Genomic DNA, 16794 nt, shown 5'->3' on the forward strand with positions numbered 1-16794 from the left:
GGGCGCGCCATGACACCTACCGTAACCATGACGCAATCGCTGAAGAATGCCGTCTCGGCCGCCGTGCTGACGGCTATCCTGACCGTGCCCATCCTCGGGCTCCAACTGAAGCTCGAAGGCTATCGGGTCGTGCTCGAGCCGCACTGGCGCCCGGTCTGGATCGCGGTCATCGCGGTCTTCCTGTTCCAGCTGTTCAAGCCGCTGATCGACCGCACCACCGCCGCGGTGCGGCTGCCCTCGCTGCCTGCGCTCGGCCAGGGCCAGCAGCGCGCTGCCGTGCTGCTGCTGCTCGCGGTCGGCCTGATCTGGCCGTTCTTCGGCTCGCGCGGCGCCGTCGATATCGCCACGCTGGCGCTGATCTACGTGATGCTCGGCCTGGGGCTGAACATCGTGGTCGGCTTTGCCGGCCTGCTCGATCTGGGCTACGTCGGCTTCTATGCCGTGGGCGGCTACACCTATGCGCTGCTGAACCAGGGCCTGGGCCTGTCGTTCTGGCAGTGCCTGCCGATCTCGGCGGGCATGGCGGCGCTGTTCGGCTTCGCGCTGGGCTTCCCGGTGCTGCGGCTGCGCGGCGACTATCTGGCGATCGTCACGCTGGGCTTTGGCGAGATCATCCGCCAGCTGCTGAACAACCTGACCAGCCTGACCGGCGGCCCGGATGGCATCTATGGCATTCCGAAGCCCACCGTGTTCGGCATCGAGATGACGCGCAGCGCCAGCGAGGAGGGCGGCATGACCTTCCATGACCTGCTGGGGCTGGACTACAGCGGCGAGCACATGGTGATCTTCCTCTATCTGCTCGCGCTGCTGCTGGTCGGGGTGACGCTGTTCGTCACCAGCCGGCTGATCCGCATGCCGATGGGACGCGCGTGGGAGGCGCTGCGCGAGGACGAGATCGCCTGCCGCTCGCTCGGCCTGAACCCGACCCGGATCAAGCTGTCGGCCTTCACGCTGGGCGCGACCTTCGCCGGGGTTGCCGGCGCCTTCTTCGCGGCGCGCCAGGGCCTGGTCAATCCGGAGTCGTTCACCTTCATCGAATCGGCGCTGATTCTCGCCGTGGTGGTGCTGGGCGGCATGGGCTCGCAACTGGGTGTGATCATCGCCGCGGTGCTGCTGACCGTGCTGCCCGAGGTCGCGCGCGGCTTCGCCGAATACCGCATGCTGCTGTTCGGCCTGGTGATGGTGTTGATGATGATGTGGCGTCCGCAGGGCCTGTTGCCGGCCAGCCGCCCGCACGTGGAGCTGCCGCAATGAGAGAAGAACTGTTGACTGTATCGGGCCTGCAGATGCGCTTCGGCGGTCTGCTGGCGGTGGACGGCATCGATTTCTCGGTGCGCCGCGACGAGGTGTTCGCCATCATCGGGCCCAATGGCGCGGGCAAGACCACCGTCTTCAACTGCGTCGGCGGCTTCTACAAGCCGACCGCCGGCGAAGTGATGCTCGATGGCGCGCCGATTGCCGGGCTGCCCAGCCATATCGTCGCGCGCCAGGGCCTGGTGCGGACCTTCCAGAACATCCGGCTGTTCAAGCAGCTGACGGTGGTGGAGAACCTGCTCGTCGCCCAGCACCGCCGCGTCAAGACCAATCTGCTGCACGGGTTGTTCGCCACGCCCGCATACCGGCGCTCGGAGTCGGAGGCGCTGGCGCGCGCGGCCGAATGGCTGGACCGCATGGGGCTGCGCGCGGTGGCCAACCGCGAGGCAGGCACCCTGTCGTATGGTCATCAGCGCCGGCTGGAGATTGCCCGCTGCATGATCACCGAGCCGCGGCTGCTGATGCTGGACGAACCGGCGGCCGGCCTGAACCCGCAGGAAAAGGTCGAGCTGAAGACGCTGATCGACCAGCTGCGGCGCGAGTTCGGCATCTCGGTGCTGCTGATCGAGCACGACATGAGTCTGGTGATGGGTGTGTCCGACCGCATCCTGGTGATGGAACACGGCCGCCCGATCACCATCGGCAAACCGGAGGACGTGCGCAACGACCCGCGCGTCATCAAGGCATACCTGGGAGAGGACTGATGCTGAAGCTGGAACAGGTCCACACCCATTACGGCGCCGTCGAGGCGTTGTGTGGCGTATCGATCGAAGTCAACCAGGGCGAGATCGTCACGCTGATCGGCAGCAACGGCGCGGGCAAGACCACGCTGATGATGACCGTCTGCGGCAGCCCGCGCGCCTCGAGCGGCCGCGTGCTGTTCGATGGGCGCGACATCACCCACTGCGCCACCCACGAAATCATGCGCATGGGCATGGCGATTTCGCCGGAAGGGCGGCGGGTGTTCCCGAGCCTGACCGTCGTCGAGAACCTGAAGATGGGCGGCTTCTTCGCCAGGCGCGAGGAGATCGAGGCGGGCATCGAGCATGTGTTCCGGCTGTTCCCGCGGCTCAAGCAGCGCGCCGCGCAGCGTGCCGGCACCATGTCCGGCGGCGAGCAGCAGATGCTGGCGATCGGCCGCGCGCTGATGAGCCGGCCGCGGCTGCTGCTGCTCGACGAGCCGACCCTGGGCCTCGCGCCGATGATCATCTCGCAGATCTTCGACATCATCCGCACCATCCGCGAGGACGGCGTCACCGTCTTCCTGGTCGAGCAGAACGCCAACAAGGCGCTGCAGGTGGCGGACCGGGGCTACGTGCTGGAGACGGGCAAGGTGGTATTGGCCGATACCGGCGCCAATCTGCTGGCCAACGACAGCGTGCGGAGTGCGTATCTGGGGGCGTAGCGGTACATCGGGCGACGCGGCGGCCCAGCCGCCAGGGAAAGCGGGACTCTTGCAGTGGAGTCCCGCTTTTTCATTGGGCTGTCGCCGATGCGACAACATTTCCTGACAGAACTCGCTTGGCTTGTGACTCTGGCTTCCCTGCGCGGATCAGAAGGTGGATTCGTTGGCAACATTTGACATTCCTTCTTCCCTGCTTGATGCAGAATCACCGGATCCTTTTACGCCTGGATCGCGCCGATGAAAACGCTATTGATTGTGATACCGCTGGTGCTTTCGCTTGGCGGCTGTGGTCTGCTTGCGGCGCCGTGCCGGGTTGCATCGGCTGGGCTGAAGATCGTGCCCGTCGTGGGCGACGTGGCGGCGTTGCCGACCGATGCGTGTGCGGCTGTCATTGACTGATGGCCCGTCAGGGCGGCAGCGGTACGTTTCCGCGCTTTCGGTTATAGTACACACATGCGTACATCTTTGAGGAGGTGCACCATGCACACCACCAAGGTCTTCAAGAATGGAAACTCGCAGGCGGTTCGCATTCCAGCCGATCTGGCGTTCGAAACGACGGACGTCGAACTCGAGATCGAACGCGTCGGGGATGAACTGCGGATTCGCCCCGCCCGGCGGTCGCTGGCCGGTGTCCTGTCGAAATTCGCGCGGTTCAGCCCGGATTTCATGAAAGAGGGACGTGGCGATCAGGAACAGGCGGAGCGCGAGGCCCTGTAATGATGGCGCGCTGGATGCTTGACACCAATATGTGCATCTACCTGATGAAGCGCCAGCCAGAAACGGTCGCGCAGCGCTTTGCGACATGCCAGGTGGGGGATGTCGTGATTTCCTCCATCACGTACGCAGAGCTTCAGTATGGCGCGACCATGGCGGCTAACCCGGAGCGAGAGCGGCAGAATCTGGCATCGCTGATCGCAGACATCCCGGTGGCGCCATTCGATGAACGCGCGGCAAATGCCTATGGTCCCATCCGCTATGCGACTCGCGAGCGGAAGAAGGATCATCTGGACAAACTGATCGCAGCGCACGCGGTGGCGCTTGACGTTGTTCTTGTCACCAACAACGAACGCGACTTCGTTTCCTACCCCGCGCTGAGGCTGGAAAACTGGCTATCGAGCGCCGATAACCGTTGAAGCCAGCCTTATCCTGAAGAGCCGTCGATACATCGCAGCGCCCTTCGCTGCGGTCTGCTGCCCAAACAGCGTTGCCGGCCGAGGCACCGGCGGTAACCGGTCCCTGGCATGCTCACCCCATATAAATCTGCGCGAACCCTTCCTTCAGCGCCGACGAAATCTCGTCATAGCGGCGGTTGATATGCCGGCTCAGGATGGGAATGCACTGCTCGGGGTCGCGCGCCTTCAGGCCCAGCAGGATATTGCGGTGCTCCAGCTGGCTGCGCGAGCGGTCGCAGCGCTCCATGTCGATCCAGCGGATGAAACGGATGCGCGCGTTGATGTTCTTCAGCACGCGCAGCATTTCCGAGTTGCCCGACATCTCCATCAGCCGCTCGTGGAAGGTTTCGTCGAGCCGCACCAGTTCGTCCACTGAGCGGTCACCCGGTTCGGGGCCAGTGCGGTCGAGGAAATCTAGCAGGGCGTCGAGATCCTCGTCCTTCGCCCGCTCGATCGACAGCCGTAGCGCCTCGGTTTCGACGATCTTGCGCATCTCGTACAGCGAGAACACTTCCTGCGCATCGAGGTCACGGCAGAAGAAGCCCTTGCCCGGCGAGAAGCGCAGCAGGCCCTCGGTGGTCAGCCGCGTCAGCGCTTCCCGCAGCGGCGTGCGGCTGACGCCAAGGGCGCTGGCCAGGGCCCCCTCGTTCAGCCGCTCGCCCGGCTTGAACATATAGCGGACGCTCATCAGCTTGATCTTGTCGTAGACCTGCTCGACGATGCTGTCCGACGCCGTATTGACGGTTGCCACGGTATTCCAATCCTTGCTGGTATGGCGCGCCGGAATCTGGATTCCGGCGGCCCGAAAAACCACAGGAATATACAGCAATCGGCTGCTGTGTACAGCGGCGTATACCTTGCACAGGCCGTGGACGGCGTATCCGGCCCGCGTCTGCGCTCAGTCGATCTTCGCGCCGGAATCCTTGACGATCTTCGCCCACATCCGCATGTCAGCTTCCTGGCGCTGGGTGAATGCCTTCGGACCCGCTTCCGCAATTGGCAGAATGCCCTGGCTGATCAGCCATTTCTTGAACTCGTCGGTGCCGATGATCTTCAGCACTGCCTGCGACATCCTGCTCTGGATGTCGGCTGGCAGCGCGGCCGGCCCGAACAGGCCGTACCACGTGGTGCTTTCGAAGCCGGGCAGATTGCAGGCTTCCGCAAGGGTCGGCACGTTGGGCAGGGCGCTCAGGCGCTGGGCCGAGGTGACGCCCAGCGCGCGGACCTTGCCCGACGCGATGGCGCCCAGGCTCGGGGTGCTCTGATTGAAGAAGAAGTCCACCTCGCCGGACAGCAGCGCCGTCATTGCGGGACCCTGGCCTTTGTACGGGACATGCATGTACTCGGTCTTCGACGCCGTGGCGAACTGGGTGCCGGCCAGATGCCCGGACGCGCCATTGCCGGTCGAGGCGTAATTCAACTTGCCCGGTTCCTTGCGCGCGAGGGCCAGCAGGTCCTGGCAGCTGCGAATATCGGGGTGTTTCTCCGGATTAATCAAAAGGATATTGGGGAGATTACCGAGCAACGCGATCCGGGAAAAATCCTTGACCACGTCGAACGGCAGTTTGGCATATAGGGCAGGGTTGATCGCATGGGTGCCGGCGGTGCCCAGCAAAAAAGTATAGCCGTCCGGACGAGCTTGCGCGACCAGATTGGAAGCGATATTGCCGCCGGCGCCGGGGCGGTTGTCGGAGACGATCGCGACGCCCAGGTCCTTGCCCAGTTCGGCGCCGAGCTTGCGCGCGTAAATGTCGGTGGCGGCGCCGCCGGGGAATCCGCTGACGATGGCGATGGGGGCGCTGGGCCAGGGCTTGTCCTGCGCGACCGCGCCAGCCGCGGCGAACAGGCCGGCCAGCACGCCGGCACAGAGGGTCAAGGTGGGTAGTAGACCACGCTTTGTCATGTCTTTGCTCCTTGGTGGGAAGTCGGGGCCGGTTCACTGAACCGGGTCCGGCGTGCCGGCGGCAGCGGGCTGCTGTGCTCCGTGCTGTATACAGACTTTATATATTGCGTTGTATTCTGTAAAGAACTATGATCGCAGCACGATTTGAAGGCGATTTGGCGAAGTTGCGTTGCACCAAAACGAGCCATTTGCACCAAAACCGACTTAATCCCCCCGCTTCCTTCCCTGGAGTAATGACAATGGTTTCCGACCCCTCCACCGCTGGCGCGGCCCAGTCCGCTCCCCACACTGGTGCCTGGCGCGCCGTGTTCGTGGACGCCAATCCCACGCTGACAGCAGTGGCAATGCGGCTGCGCCGCGCCGACGATCTGCCGCTCGACATCCACCGCAATCCGGACGTGCAGCCCGAGCAGTTGCCGGACATCCTGGGTGGGGCACCGATCGCGATCGTCGACCACACGCATCTGCCGACCGAGATCGCCCGCCGTTGCGAAGGGCTCAGGCACGTGGTGTTCCTCGGTACCGGGGCGCGCAGCTATATGAACCCCGAGGAGTTGGCGGAACTGGGCATCGAGGTCCATACGATCAAGGGCTATGGCGATACCGCTGTCGCGGAATGCGCGTTCTCGCTGATGTGGGCCGCGGCCAAGGGATTGGCACGGATGGACCGCGAGATGCGGCAGGGCAACTGGCTGCGCAGCGACGGGGTGCAGCTCACGGGCAAGACCATCGGGCTGATCGGACTGGGCGGCATCGGGCAGGAACTGGCACGGCTCGCCGGCGGCATCGGCATGCGCGTGCTGGCGTGGAATCGCACGCCGCGGCAGCACCCGGGGGTGGAAGCGGTGGATCTGGACACGCTGCTCGCGCAGAGCGACGTGGTGTCGCTGCACTTGCTGCTGACCGATGAAACCCGCGGCTTCCTCGATCGGAACCGCATCCGCTCGATGCGCGACGGCGCGATCCTGATCAACACGGCGCGCGGCGCGCTGGTGGACGAGGAGGCGATGGTCGAGGCCCTGCGCGATGGCAAGCTCGCGCACGCCGGGCTGGACGTGTTTACCGTCGAGCCCATGCCGCCGGGTCATGTTCTGACCACGCTGCCCAACGTGACGCTGTCCGCGCACTCGGCATTCCGTACGCCCGAGGCGAACGACAATCTGTTCGGCGCGGCGCTGGAGCACTGCCGCCGCATCGCAGCGCAATAAACCGGGGAGAACACCATGACGCAACAGGACACCATGGCGCGCCCCATCGTCCGGCTCGATCAGAATCACCGGCGCAGCCGGGCCGTGATCGCCGGTGGCATGGTCTACCTCGCCGGGCAGGTCGCCGACGACAAGTCGGGCGATATCGTCGCGCAGACCCGTGAAGCGCTGGGCAAGGTGGACGCACTGCTGGCGCAGGCGGGCACCGACAAGAGCCGCGCAGTGACGGCGCAGATCTGGCTGGCCGACATGGCCGACTACGACGGCCTGAACGCCGTCTGGGACGAGTGGGTCGTTCCCGGACAAACGCCGACGCGCTGCTGCGGCCGCGTCGAGCTGGCCGATCCGGCATTTCGCGTCGAGATTGTCGTCACTGCCGCATTGCCCTGACGCCATCCCGCGCGGACAAGCCGCCGCGCGATGGCCGCGTGCCCATCGAATTGACTCCCGTTCCGACCGCCATGATTTCCACTACCGATCCCCATCGCAATCGCAAGCCCGCCAATATCAGCGACGAGGAGTGGGCCGTTCGCGTCCAGCTCGCCGCGGCCTATCGCCTGGCAGCGAAGTTCAACCTGACCGACCTGATCTACACCCATATCTCGGTGCGGGTGCCGGGCCGGCACGACCAGTTCCTGATCAATCCGCACGGCTGGTTCTTCGACGAGATCACCGCCTCGTGCCTGGTCAAGATCGACACCGAGGGCCGGCCCATCGGCGACAACCGCTTTGAGGTCAATGCCGCGGGCTTCACCATCCATAGTGCCCTGCATCAGGCCCGCCCCGATGTCGAGTGCGTCGTGCACCTGCATACCGATGCCGGCATGGCCGTCGCGGCGCTCGAATGCGGCCTGCTGCCGTTGAACCAGATCAGCATGCAGTTCTACAACCGCGTGGCGTATCACGACTACGAGGGCATCTCGCTGGACCTGGACGAGCGCGAGCGCATCGTGGCATCGATGGGCGAGGCGCACTACATGATCCTGCGCAACCACGGCCTGCTGACCGCCGGCCGCTCGGTGGCCGAGGCCTTCACCCGGATGTTCTATCTGAACCGCGCCTGTGAAATCCAGGTGCAGACGCTGTCGATGGGGCAGAAGGTCATCATTCCTTCGGAGGCGGTTTGCGAACATGCGGCGCGCCAGCATGACGACTACGCCTACCTGGACACGGTGCACCTGGACCGGGAGTGGACCGCGCTGCTGCGGCTGCTGGACCGGGATGGCGGGGATTACCGCTGCTGACCTGTGCGAAACCGGGGCACGCAAGGCCGGCATTACCAGGGCCGGCCTGCCCCAAGCTGCTCCCGCACATAGTCGATGAACGACTGGATGCGCGCCGAAATCGCGGTGTTGCGATAGTAGACCGCATGGATCGGCTGGCGCACGTCCAGCCGCCGCGCGGGAAACAGCTCGCACAGCAGGCCGCGCTCGCGGTCCTGCCAGGTCATGAAGTCGGACAGGCACACGATGCCTGCGCCTTGCAGCGCCAGCTGGCGCAACGTCTCGCCGCTGGATGACCGGATCGCGGGCCGGATATGGAGCGGGTCGCCGCGCGCGTCCCGCAGCGGCCATTCATTCAACGATTCGGGCTGGCTGAACCCGAGCAGGGTATGCGCGTCGAGGTCGGCTGGATCGGACGGCTCGCCATGCCGCTCGAGATAGGCCGGACTGGCAAGGACGCGAATCCGGCTGGTGCCGATCGCGGCGGCATGCAGGGTCGAATCCTTCAGGGTGCCGATGCGGAAGGCGACGTCGGTGCGCCGCTCCAGCAGATCGACGATTCCCTCGTTGCTGTGCAATTCCAGTTCGACTTCCGGATAGCGGGCGCGGTAGCCGCACACCATCGGCGCGATCACGTGGAGCATGAAGGGCGTGGCGGCATCCACCCGCAGCCGGCCCGCAGGCCGCTGCCGGCGTATTGCCATGTGTTCCTCGGCGGCTTCCACCGACGCAACGATGGCGCGCGCCCGTTCGAGGAACGCTTCGCCTTCCTCGGTCAGCTCCAGCCGGCGCGTGGTCCGGCGCAGCAGCGTGGTGTGCAGCTTCTCTTCCAGCCGCCCCAGCGCTCGGCTGATCGCGGACACGGTCATCTCCAGCCGCTGCGCTGCCTGCGACAGCGATCCGCTGTCCACCACGGCCAGGAACGCCTGCATCTCGTCCAGGGTCGTCTTCATCTTTGCGTTTGATTCAAATATCTTTGCAGGATAGAGGGCTTTTTCCGCAAAGGTCAACCGGGCAAACTGCCGTCCAACCCTCTTCTGGACTGCACCCATGCCTCTTGCCTTGTTTGCGCTGACGCTGGCCGCGTTTGCGATCGGTACCACCGAATTCGTCATCGTCGGCCTGATTCCAACCATCTCCGCCGACCTCGGCGTATCGCTGCCCTCCGGCGGGCTGCTGGTCAGCCTCTACGCGCTGGGCGTGGCGATCGGCGCGCCGCTGCTGACCGCGGCCACCGGACGCGTGCCGCGCAAGGCCCTGCTGGTCGGCCTGATGGCGCTGTTTACCGCCGGCAATCTGCTCGCCTGGCTGGCGCCCGGCTATGGCGCGCTGGTCGCCGCGCGCATCGTGACCGGCCTCGCGCACGGCGTGTTCTTCTCGGTCGGCTCGATCATCGCGACCGGCCTGGTAGCGCAGGACAAGGCCGCGCGCGCCATCGCCATGATGTTCAGCGGCATGACGGTGGCCTTCGTCACCGGCATCCCGCTTGGCACCTTCATCGGCCAGCATTTCGGCTGGCGCACCACCTTCCTGGTGGTGGCGGCCTTCGGGCTGGTGGCGATGCTCGGCGCGCTGCTGCTGGTGCCCGCGCGCATCGCCCACACCCCGCCCGCGCCACTGCGCCAGCAGCTCCGCGTGCTGCTGCAACCGCGGCTGCTGCTGGTCTACGCGATGACGGCCGTGGGCTATGGCGGCTCGCTGATTGCGTTCACCTTCCTCGCGCCGATCCTGCAGGACATGGCCGGTTTCCGGCCCGACATGGTCAGCCTCGTGCTGCTGGCCTACGGCGTGTCGGTTGCCGCGGGCAATGTCTGGGGCGGGCGGCTGGCCGACCGCAAGGGACCGGTGCCCGCGTTGAAAACAATCTTCCTGCTGCTGGCCGCCGTGCTGCTGGTGCTGACTTTCACCGCGCCGCATCCGTGGCTGGTGCTGTTGACGGTGCTGGCCTGGGGCGCGGTGGCGTTCGGCAACGTGCCGGGGCTGCAGGTCTACGTGGTGCAGCAGGCCCGCGCGGTCGCACCGCAGGCCGTGGACGTCGCCTCTGGCTTCAATATTGCTGCCTTCAACCTCGGCGTGGCGGGCGGCTCCTGGGCGGGATCGCTGGTCGTTGGCCGGCTCGGCCTGGAGCACACGCCGTGGATCGCCGCGCTGGTGACGCTGGCCGCGTATGGCCTGACCGTGCTCAGCGGCCGGCTCGACCGGCAGGGCCGGGGCCAGGGCGCCACGGAGAACCAGGCCACCCCCGGCGTGAACGCGGGCGCGTGACCCGCCGCCCGCGCAGGCGGGCCGAGCCCGGCTCGCCGCCCCCCACACTTTCCCCATCGTCTTCAAGGAGTTCTTCATGACTGTTCCATCCTTTGGTGTCGGTACCTTCCGCCTGACCGGGCAAGCCGCTGTCGATTCCGTGCGCAATGCGCTGGAGGTGGGCTACCGCGCCATCGATACCGCGCAGATCTACGGCAACGAAGCCGAAGTCGGCGAGGCGATCGCCGACTCGGGCGTGCCGCGCGAGCAGCTGTATGTCACCACCAAGATCTGGGTGGACAACTACGGCAGGGACAAGCTGATCCCCAGCCTGAAGGAGAGCCTGTCGAAGCTGCGCATGGACCAAGTCGACCTGACCCTGATCCACTGGCCGGCGCTGGGCAAGGGCGTGCCGCTGGCCGAGTACATGCGGGCGCTGGCCGAAGCCAAGGCACAGGGCCTGACCCGCGAGATCGGTGTATCGAACTTCAACATCGCGCTGACCCGGCAGGCCATCGAAGTGGTGGGGCAGGGCGAAATCGCCACCAACCAGATCGAACTGAGCCCGTACCTGCAGAACCGCAAGCTGGTCTCCTACCTGCGGCAGCAGGGCATCGCGGTGACCTCGTACATGACGCTGGCCTACGGCAAGGTGCTGCAGGACCCGGTGATCGGCGAGATTGCCGCGCGCCTGCAGGCGACGCCGGCGCAGGTGACGCTGGCCTGGGCCCTGCACCACGGCATCGCCGTGATTCCGTCGTCCACCCGCCGCGAGCATCTGGCCAGCAACCTGCTGGCGCGCGAGCTCAAGCTGGGCGAGGACGACCTGGCGCGTATCGACGCGCTGGACCGCAATGGCCGTGAAGTCAGCCCCGAGGGACTGGCCCCGGAGTGGGACTGAACCGGGACTGAACCGGGACTGAAGCCGGATTGAATGAGAGAGGAAGGAGAGAAACGAATGCAGCAACCCGACCCGCTGTTCGAACCCTTTGCGCTGGGTGGACTGGAACTGCCCAATCGCATCGTGATGCCGCCGATGACGCGCTCGCGCGCCAGCCAGCCGGGCGACGTGCCCAATGCGCTGATGGCTCGCTACTACGCGCAGCGCGCCAGCGCCGGCCTGATCGTCAGCGAGGGCACGTGGATCTCGCCGTTGGGCAAGGGCTACGCCTGGACGCCGGGCATCGACACGCCGGAGCAGGTGGCCGGATGGCGCCAGGTCACGGATGCCGTGCACGCCGCCGCCGGGCGGATGTTCGCGCAGCTCTGGCATGTCGGCCGGCTCAGCCACAGCAGCCTGCTCGGCGGCCAGGCGCCGGTGTCCTCCTCCGCGCTGCGGGCCGAAGGCGTCAACGTCTTTGTCGAGGACAGCGCAGGACGGCCGGGCTTCGTGCAATCGTCGATGCCGCGCGCGCTGAGCGTGGAGGAGATCGCGGACGTCGTGCGCCAGTATGGCCGCGCGGCGCGCAACGCGATACAGGCCGGCTTCGACGGCGTGGAGCTGCACGCGGCCAATGGCTATCTGGTCAACCAATTCCTCGATTCGGGCGCGAACCGGCGCACTGACGAATACGGCGGCGCGCTGGAGAACCGCCTGCGCTTCCTCGGCGAAGTCGCGCAAGAGCTGGTCGCGGCCGTCGGCAATCCAGGGCGTGTCGGCATCCGCCTCGCGCCGCTGACCACGCTCAATGGCTGTGTCGACGACGATCCGCAGACCACCTATACCGCCGCCGCGCGGATGCTGGGCGAGATCGGCGTCGGCTATCTGCATATCGCCGAGGCGGACTGGGACGACGCGCCCCACATGCCGGTATCCTTCAAGCAGCGGCTGCGCGAGGTGTTTCCCGGTGCGATGATCTATGCCGGCAAGTACGATGCGCGGCGTGCCCGTCGGGCTCTGCAGGAAGGCTGGGCGGATCTGATTGCCTTCGGCCGGCCTTTCGTCGCCAATCCGGACCTGCCCGCACGGCTGCGCCTGGATGCGCCGCTAGCCGTGCACGACCGCGACACGCTGTTCGGCGGCGGCGAACGCGGACTGACCGACTACCCGCCGCTGGCCGCCTGACGAATCTTGCGGCACGGCTCTTGCCTCGGAATCCGGGATCAGTGGCGGACGGAGCTTTCCATGCGAACGAATCCGGGCAACCCCGCCGAGCCGACCGCTCCCGCCGAGGCCGATACCTTGCCGTCCGAGTCCAGTCCTGAAGGGCCGGAGGCCGGCAAGGGGCCTGGCGAAGCCGGCAGTCAGCCGGAAGAAGAGGGCGGCACGGGGCGCGCCAGCTAGGGCCCCTCATCCTTCTGTAGGAGGATTCCTACCCGTACCTCAGCCATCGGGCGACTGTGTCCTACAAGGCAGACGCGATATTCTGTCTTCGCTGTAGACCCGCGTACCAACCTGTTAGCCTCGACGCCTCCCCGGCACCGAGGCTTCTTTTTTTTCCTTCCCGCTGTTTCGTCTCGGTGGTATCGGCATCCCCGAATTGTCACACGCAGCACGCCCCCGGCTGTTACCTTTCTTCAGAGCTCTCCCCCCGTTTGAAGCCGAATATGCAATCGGCGCCTTCAGGCGTCCGACGGTGTGTTCGCGCTTGTCGGAACAGTTTTTGCTTGGCAACGGCGCCGGCATGTGCGCAGACAGTCCCATGCCGCCGGTGCGATAGACCGGGACTTGACCACGACAGCAGGGAAGAACGATATGGACACACTACTGGAGCTGGCCAGGGATCCCGCCGCATGGGCGGCACTCGGCGCGTTGTTCGCGATGGAGGTCGTGCTCGGCATCGACAACCTGATCTTCATCTCGATCCTGACCAACAAGCTGCCGCAGCACCAGCAGCAGCGCGCGCGGGTCGTCGGCATCGGCGCCGCCCTGCTGATGCGGCTGGCGCTGCTGGCCACTGTGGCCTTCATCGTCGGTCTGACCGAGCCCGTCTTCTCGGTGTTCGGCCATCCGCTGTCCTGGCGCGACCTGATCCTGATCGGGGGCGGCGCCTTCCTGCTGTGGAAGGCGACCCGCGAGATCCACTATCACATCGCGCCTTCGCCCGACGACCATCTGTTCGAAGGCAAGCGCATCGACACCATCGGCTTCTATTCGGCGATCGGGCAGATCCTGATGCTCGATCTGGTGTTCTCGATCGACAGCATCATCACCGCCGTCGGCATGACCGAGCACCTGCCGATCATGTTCATCGCGGTGATCGCCGCGGTGCTGGTGATGCTGCTGGCCGCGTCGCCGCTGGCCAACTTCATCCAGCGCAATCCGACCATCGTGATGCTGGCGCTGGCGTTCCTGATGATGATCGGGCTGACGCTGGTCGCCGAAGGGCTGGGCAGCCATGTGCCGAAGGGCTACGTCTATTCGGCCATGGCGTTCTCGGCGCTGGTCGAGGGGCTCAACATGATGGCGCGGCGCCGGGCGCAGAAGAACAAGGCGCAAGTGTCGAGCCACTGAGGGCAGTGGTGTCCCCGCATGCCCGGGGACACCATGGCCGTGCCATCGCAGCCGGCCGTTTCCGCCTTACCTGGCGACCTCGACCGCCACGATGTCGCGTCGCACCGTGGCCTGCACGGTGTGCGCGACCACCGCTTGCGGCGCGGCGGTGCCCACCAGCCGGTTGGCATGGCGGAATTCGCAGCGCAACGCGTCAGGCGTCACGGTCACCACCGCGTACCCCTGCGCGTCGGTATTGGCATATTGCAGCCAGGGGTTGCTGTTCAGCCCCGCCAGCTGCTGGCACAGCGGCACGACGTGCTGCCGGAAGGTGGCATCGGCCTGCAGCGCCCCCAGCACCATGCCGGTCGCGCTGTCGAGTTCGCCCTCGGCAATGCCGCGTGCCGCGAGCTTGCCGCGCACGGCGACGCGCAGCGATGCCGCGACGCTGGCGGCGGTCACGGCCGAGCTGGCGAGCGTGTGGTTCAGCAGGTTCAGGTCCACCTGGAGCGGCTCGGCCCCCAACGCCGGCACCGGGATGTCCAGCGTGCGGTAGACCAGCGTGGCCAGGCTCTCCGACAGGCCGCCGACGGCGGACTTCAGGTACGAGAAGAACGAGTCCGAACTGATGCCCGCGGTCACCAGGTCGACCATGACCGGCGTGCCGCCGCCGGCGGCGTCGTAGTCGTCATGGACCGTGCCGGCGTAGAAGGCGTGGATGTCGCCGGTCAGCGCCACCACATTGCGGATGCCGTTGTCTGCCAGGTGTTGCATCAGCGCGCGGCGCTCGGCATGGAAGCCATCCCACTGGTCAGCGTTGATGACGAAGTGCTGGAAGAAGGCGGCGAGCGCCGCTTTTTGCCCGGCGGGGATGAAGGCCGAGTTCTCTCGCTGGGCCAGCACGTCGGGCCGCACGAAGCCGAAGGCGACGGCCTGCGCCGCGGCGCCGACCTGCGCGGCGATTCCCGCCGGGGCGGCGCCCCGGGCCTGCTCGAAGGCGAGCACGGCAATCCCGGCTTGCGCCGCCGTCAGGCCGGCGGCGAGCGCGGCAGCGGTCTTGTCGCCGCCGCCGGCATCGGCCAGGGCGATCGCCTGTGCAGCCGGCACGGCGGCTGCCTGCGAGGCGCCCGCGGTCATGGCGCCGACCACGGCCGCGGCGAGGGGCGCGTCGTTGCCGGTTGCGGGCAGGGTACCCTGGATCGACGATGCCAGCGTGGCGACGGCCTGCAGGGCGACCAGCGTGGCGATGGCATTGGCGCCGTCGATGCCCATGCGCAGCAGCGACACTTCATTGCCCCACAGCTTCCAGATGGCCGGCGACCTGGCCATGGTGTCCCGCCACCAGTCGCGCTGGGTCGCGCCGAGGATGGAGGTCAGCGCGAGCGGGTCGGTCGCGCCGGCCGCGGCCATCTTGGCCGCTTCGGCGGCAGCCAGCGTGGCGGAGGGCACCATGTAGCGGGCGCCGATGCTGCCCAGCGCAGCCCCGGTGGCCGGATTGACCGTCGATTCGGGGATGACGTGGTCGGTGCGATAGAGGCGCTCGTCGGTCATCACCAGGTGGGCCAGCTTGCCGAAGCGCAGTTCCCGGTAGATGCGGATCCCGAAGATGTCCTGCTGCGCTTCGTCGAAGGCGATATCGGCCGGCATGAATTCGAACCATGCGCGGCTTGCGGCACGGCGGCGCGCCGGCTGGCGGTTCTCCACGCCGTCGCCCTGCCCGTTATAGGTCTCGGCGTCGCCCCAGCAGTCGTCGCTGAACTCGTGGTCGTCCCAGGTCGCGACGATGGCAAAGCGCTCGTGCACCGCCTGCAGGCGCGGATCGGTCCGGTAGCGCTTGTACAGGTAGCGGTAGTCGTTCAGCGTGGTCGCGTATCTGGCGCCGCTGTTGCCGCTCTTGTAGGTGCCGTCGGGCAATACCAGCGGTCCGTGGCTGGCTTCCACAGCGCCGAGCTGGAAGTCCTCGCCCACGGTTTCGTAGACGTAGTCGCCCAGGTGCACGATCAGGTCGAGGTCTTCTGCCGCCAGCGCCTCGAAGGTGCCCCAGTGGTTGATGCTCCAGTCCTGGCAGCTGAGGAAGCCGAGCCGCAGCTGCGCCACGTCGGCCTCGGGGGCGGGTGCGGTGCGGAAGCGGCCCACGCGCGAGCGAACTTCGCCGGCGGTGAACTGGTAGTAGTAAGTGCGGCCCGCATCGAGCCCCGTGATCTTGTGGCGGACGGTGCAATCGTAGGCGCCGGAGACCGGGATGCTGGCGTCGACCACCGCGTCGCCGTTCAGGGCTGCATTGCTTCCAAGGGCCTGGGCGTTGTCGGCAGCGGTCACGCGCAGCCGCACCGCAAAGCTTGCATCGGCGCTGGCAGCCGCGGCGTCGTCGACAGAGGCGGGCACGACCCGCGTCCACAGCATGATGCCGTCCGGACGCGGATCGCCGGAGGCGATGCTCTGGGGGAATTTCCAGTTCGCGCCGGTCGCAGGGGGCACGCCCGGCTCGGTCGGAGCCGGCGCGGGCGAGCCGTCGTCGCCGCAGGCGGTCAGCGTGCCGGTAGCCGCGGATACCGTGATGAAGCCGCCAAGCTTGAGAAATAGCCGTCGATCCATTTGTTCTTTTCTGTTTTTGAAGGGAGGGGGGAGCCGCCGGCGTTGGCGGGCGGCAATGTCATCGACCGCGCGACCCGGGTGCGGCCAGCGAGCAATTGGAGCAGGGGGTTGTGACAGGGGCGTGATCGGGGCAGTGCCGGGGCGCGTCGGTGCGCTGCCCTCTCCCCCGGCCCCTTGTATGTCGCACAATTCGTCCTGGACGCCCCAGATCGATGGCCCCATGCTCTGAGCGCGAGCTCAAGTTCGAGGGAGAGCGAGGATCGGGGCGTCCATTCTTGGTAGCGTTCAGCCTAAGCC

The 16794-nt window shown here is 66.6% G+C and carries 18 protein-coding genes; 14 read left to right on the forward strand and 4 right to left on the reverse strand.

Annotated features, from left to right (window positions below; all coding sequences use genetic code 11):
* Window positions 1-9: 9 nt before the first annotated feature.
* The 6 genes from K6V06_RS13080 (at window position 10) to K6V06_RS13105 (ending at window position 3852) form a co-directional block, all read left to right on the forward strand.
* The gene (locus tag K6V06_RS13080) at window positions 10-1254 is read left to right on the forward strand and encodes a high-affinity branched-chain amino acid ABC transporter permease LivM (protein ID WP_255581818.1); all 1245 of its coding nucleotides are present in this window, start codon (window positions 10-12) and stop codon (window positions 1252-1254) included.
* Entirely contained in the window at window positions 1251-2018 is a 768-nt protein-coding gene (livG, locus tag K6V06_RS13085; RefSeq protein WP_222244012.1) for a high-affinity branched-chain amino acid ABC transporter ATP-binding protein LivG, read from the forward strand. Before K6V06_RS13080 ends, livG begins: the two co-directional genes overlap by 4 nt.
* On the forward strand, window positions 2018-2719 hold the full coding sequence (locus K6V06_RS13090; RefSeq protein ID WP_222244013.1) for an ABC transporter ATP-binding protein: 702 nt from the start codon (window positions 2018-2020) through the stop codon (window positions 2717-2719). The genes livG and K6V06_RS13090 overlap by 1 nt, the downstream gene beginning before the upstream one ends.
* Window positions 2720-2956: 237 nt before the next feature.
* Window positions 2957-3118, forward strand: coding sequence for a DUF6726 family protein (locus K6V06_RS13095; RefSeq protein ID WP_222244014.1), 162 nt, complete (start codon window positions 2957-2959; stop codon window positions 3116-3118).
* A gap of 81 nt (window positions 3119-3199) precedes the next feature.
* Window positions 3200-3436 (forward strand): type II toxin-antitoxin system VapB family antitoxin, encoded by a 237-nt coding sequence (vapB, locus tag K6V06_RS13100; RefSeq protein WP_222244015.1) that lies wholly within the window; start codon window positions 3200-3202, stop codon window positions 3434-3436.
* A gap of 2 nt (window positions 3437-3438) precedes the next feature.
* A complete protein-coding gene (locus K6V06_RS13105; protein ID WP_222244054.1) occupies window positions 3439-3852 on the forward strand; it encodes a type II toxin-antitoxin system VapC family toxin in 414 nt (137 codons plus the stop codon).
* 112 nt (window positions 3853-3964) lie between these two features.
* Here K6V06_RS13105 and K6V06_RS13110 read toward each other — a convergent pair whose 3' ends face one another.
* Together K6V06_RS13110 and K6V06_RS13115 are read right to left on the reverse strand one after the other, a co-directional pair.
* Window positions 3965-4642: a GntR family transcriptional regulator gene (locus K6V06_RS13110; RefSeq protein WP_370637463.1), complete on the reverse strand. Its 678-nt coding sequence runs from the start codon at window positions 4640-4642 to the stop codon at window positions 3965-3967.
* Window positions 4643-4789: 147 nt separating this feature from the next.
* The gene (locus K6V06_RS13115) at window positions 4790-5794 is read right to left on the reverse strand and encodes a tripartite tricarboxylate transporter substrate binding protein (protein ID WP_222244016.1); all 1005 of its coding nucleotides are present in this window, start codon (window positions 5792-5794) and stop codon (window positions 4790-4792) included.
* A gap of 239 nt (window positions 5795-6033) precedes the next feature.
* On the opposite strand from K6V06_RS13115, the gene K6V06_RS13120 reads away from it, so the two are divergent.
* From K6V06_RS13120 to K6V06_RS13130, 3 genes are all read left to right on the forward strand, one after another.
* Entirely contained in the window at window positions 6034-7002 is a 969-nt protein-coding gene (locus K6V06_RS13120; RefSeq protein ID WP_222244017.1) for an NAD(P)-dependent oxidoreductase, read from the forward strand.
* Between the two features lie 15 nt (window positions 7003-7017).
* On the forward strand, window positions 7018-7392 hold the full coding sequence (locus K6V06_RS13125) for a RidA family protein (RefSeq protein WP_255581820.1): 375 nt from the start codon (window positions 7018-7020) through the stop codon (window positions 7390-7392).
* 71 nt (window positions 7393-7463) lie between these two features.
* Window positions 7464-8246 (forward strand): class II aldolase/adducin family protein, encoded by a 783-nt coding sequence (locus tag K6V06_RS13130; protein ID WP_222244018.1) that lies wholly within the window; start codon window positions 7464-7466, stop codon window positions 8244-8246.
* A 32-nt stretch (window positions 8247-8278) separates the two neighbouring features.
* Here the strand turns inward: K6V06_RS13130 and K6V06_RS13135 are convergent, their stop codons facing one another.
* Window positions 8279-9178: a LysR family transcriptional regulator gene (locus K6V06_RS13135; protein WP_222244020.1), complete on the reverse strand. Its 900-nt coding sequence runs from the start codon at window positions 9176-9178 to the stop codon at window positions 8279-8281.
* Window positions 9179-9275: 97 nt separating this feature from the next.
* On the opposite strand from K6V06_RS13135, the gene K6V06_RS13140 reads away from it, so the two are divergent.
* The 5 genes from K6V06_RS13140 (at window position 9276) to K6V06_RS13160 (ending at window position 13923) form a co-directional block, all read left to right on the forward strand.
* Window positions 9276-10490: an MFS transporter gene (locus K6V06_RS13140; protein ID WP_222244022.1), complete on the forward strand. Its 1215-nt coding sequence runs from the start codon at window positions 9276-9278 to the stop codon at window positions 10488-10490.
* A gap of 76 nt (window positions 10491-10566) precedes the next feature.
* Window positions 10567-11370 carry a 2,5-didehydrogluconate reductase DkgB gene (dkgB, locus tag K6V06_RS13145; RefSeq protein WP_222244024.1) on the forward strand — a complete coding sequence of 268 codons (804 nt, stop codon included), beginning with the start codon at window positions 10567-10569 and terminating at the stop codon, window positions 11368-11370.
* Between the two features lie 57 nt (window positions 11371-11427).
* Window positions 11428-12534, forward strand: a complete 1107-nt coding sequence (locus K6V06_RS13150) for an alkene reductase (RefSeq protein WP_222244026.1) — start codon at window positions 11428-11430, stop codon at window positions 12532-12534.
* Window positions 12535-12594: 60 nt separating this feature from the next.
* Window positions 12595-12753 (forward strand): hypothetical protein, encoded by a 159-nt coding sequence (locus tag K6V06_RS13155; RefSeq protein WP_222244028.1) that lies wholly within the window; start codon window positions 12595-12597, stop codon window positions 12751-12753.
* Window positions 12754-13164: 411 nt separating this feature from the next.
* Window positions 13165-13923, forward strand: a complete 759-nt coding sequence (locus K6V06_RS13160; protein WP_222244029.1) for a TerC family protein — start codon at window positions 13165-13167, stop codon at window positions 13921-13923.
* Window positions 13924-13989: 66 nt separating this feature from the next.
* On the opposite strand, the gene K6V06_RS13165 is transcribed toward K6V06_RS13160, so the two are convergent.
* Window positions 13990-16497 (reverse strand): alkaline phosphatase, encoded by a 2508-nt coding sequence (locus tag K6V06_RS13165; RefSeq protein WP_222244030.1) that lies wholly within the window; start codon window positions 16495-16497, stop codon window positions 13990-13992.
* Window positions 16498-16794 lie beyond the last annotated feature (297 nt).

It is taken from the genome of Cupriavidus sp. AU9028, from assembly GCF_019795295.1.
Taxonomy (GTDB): Bacteria; Pseudomonadota; Gammaproteobacteria; order Burkholderiales; family Burkholderiaceae; genus Cupriavidus.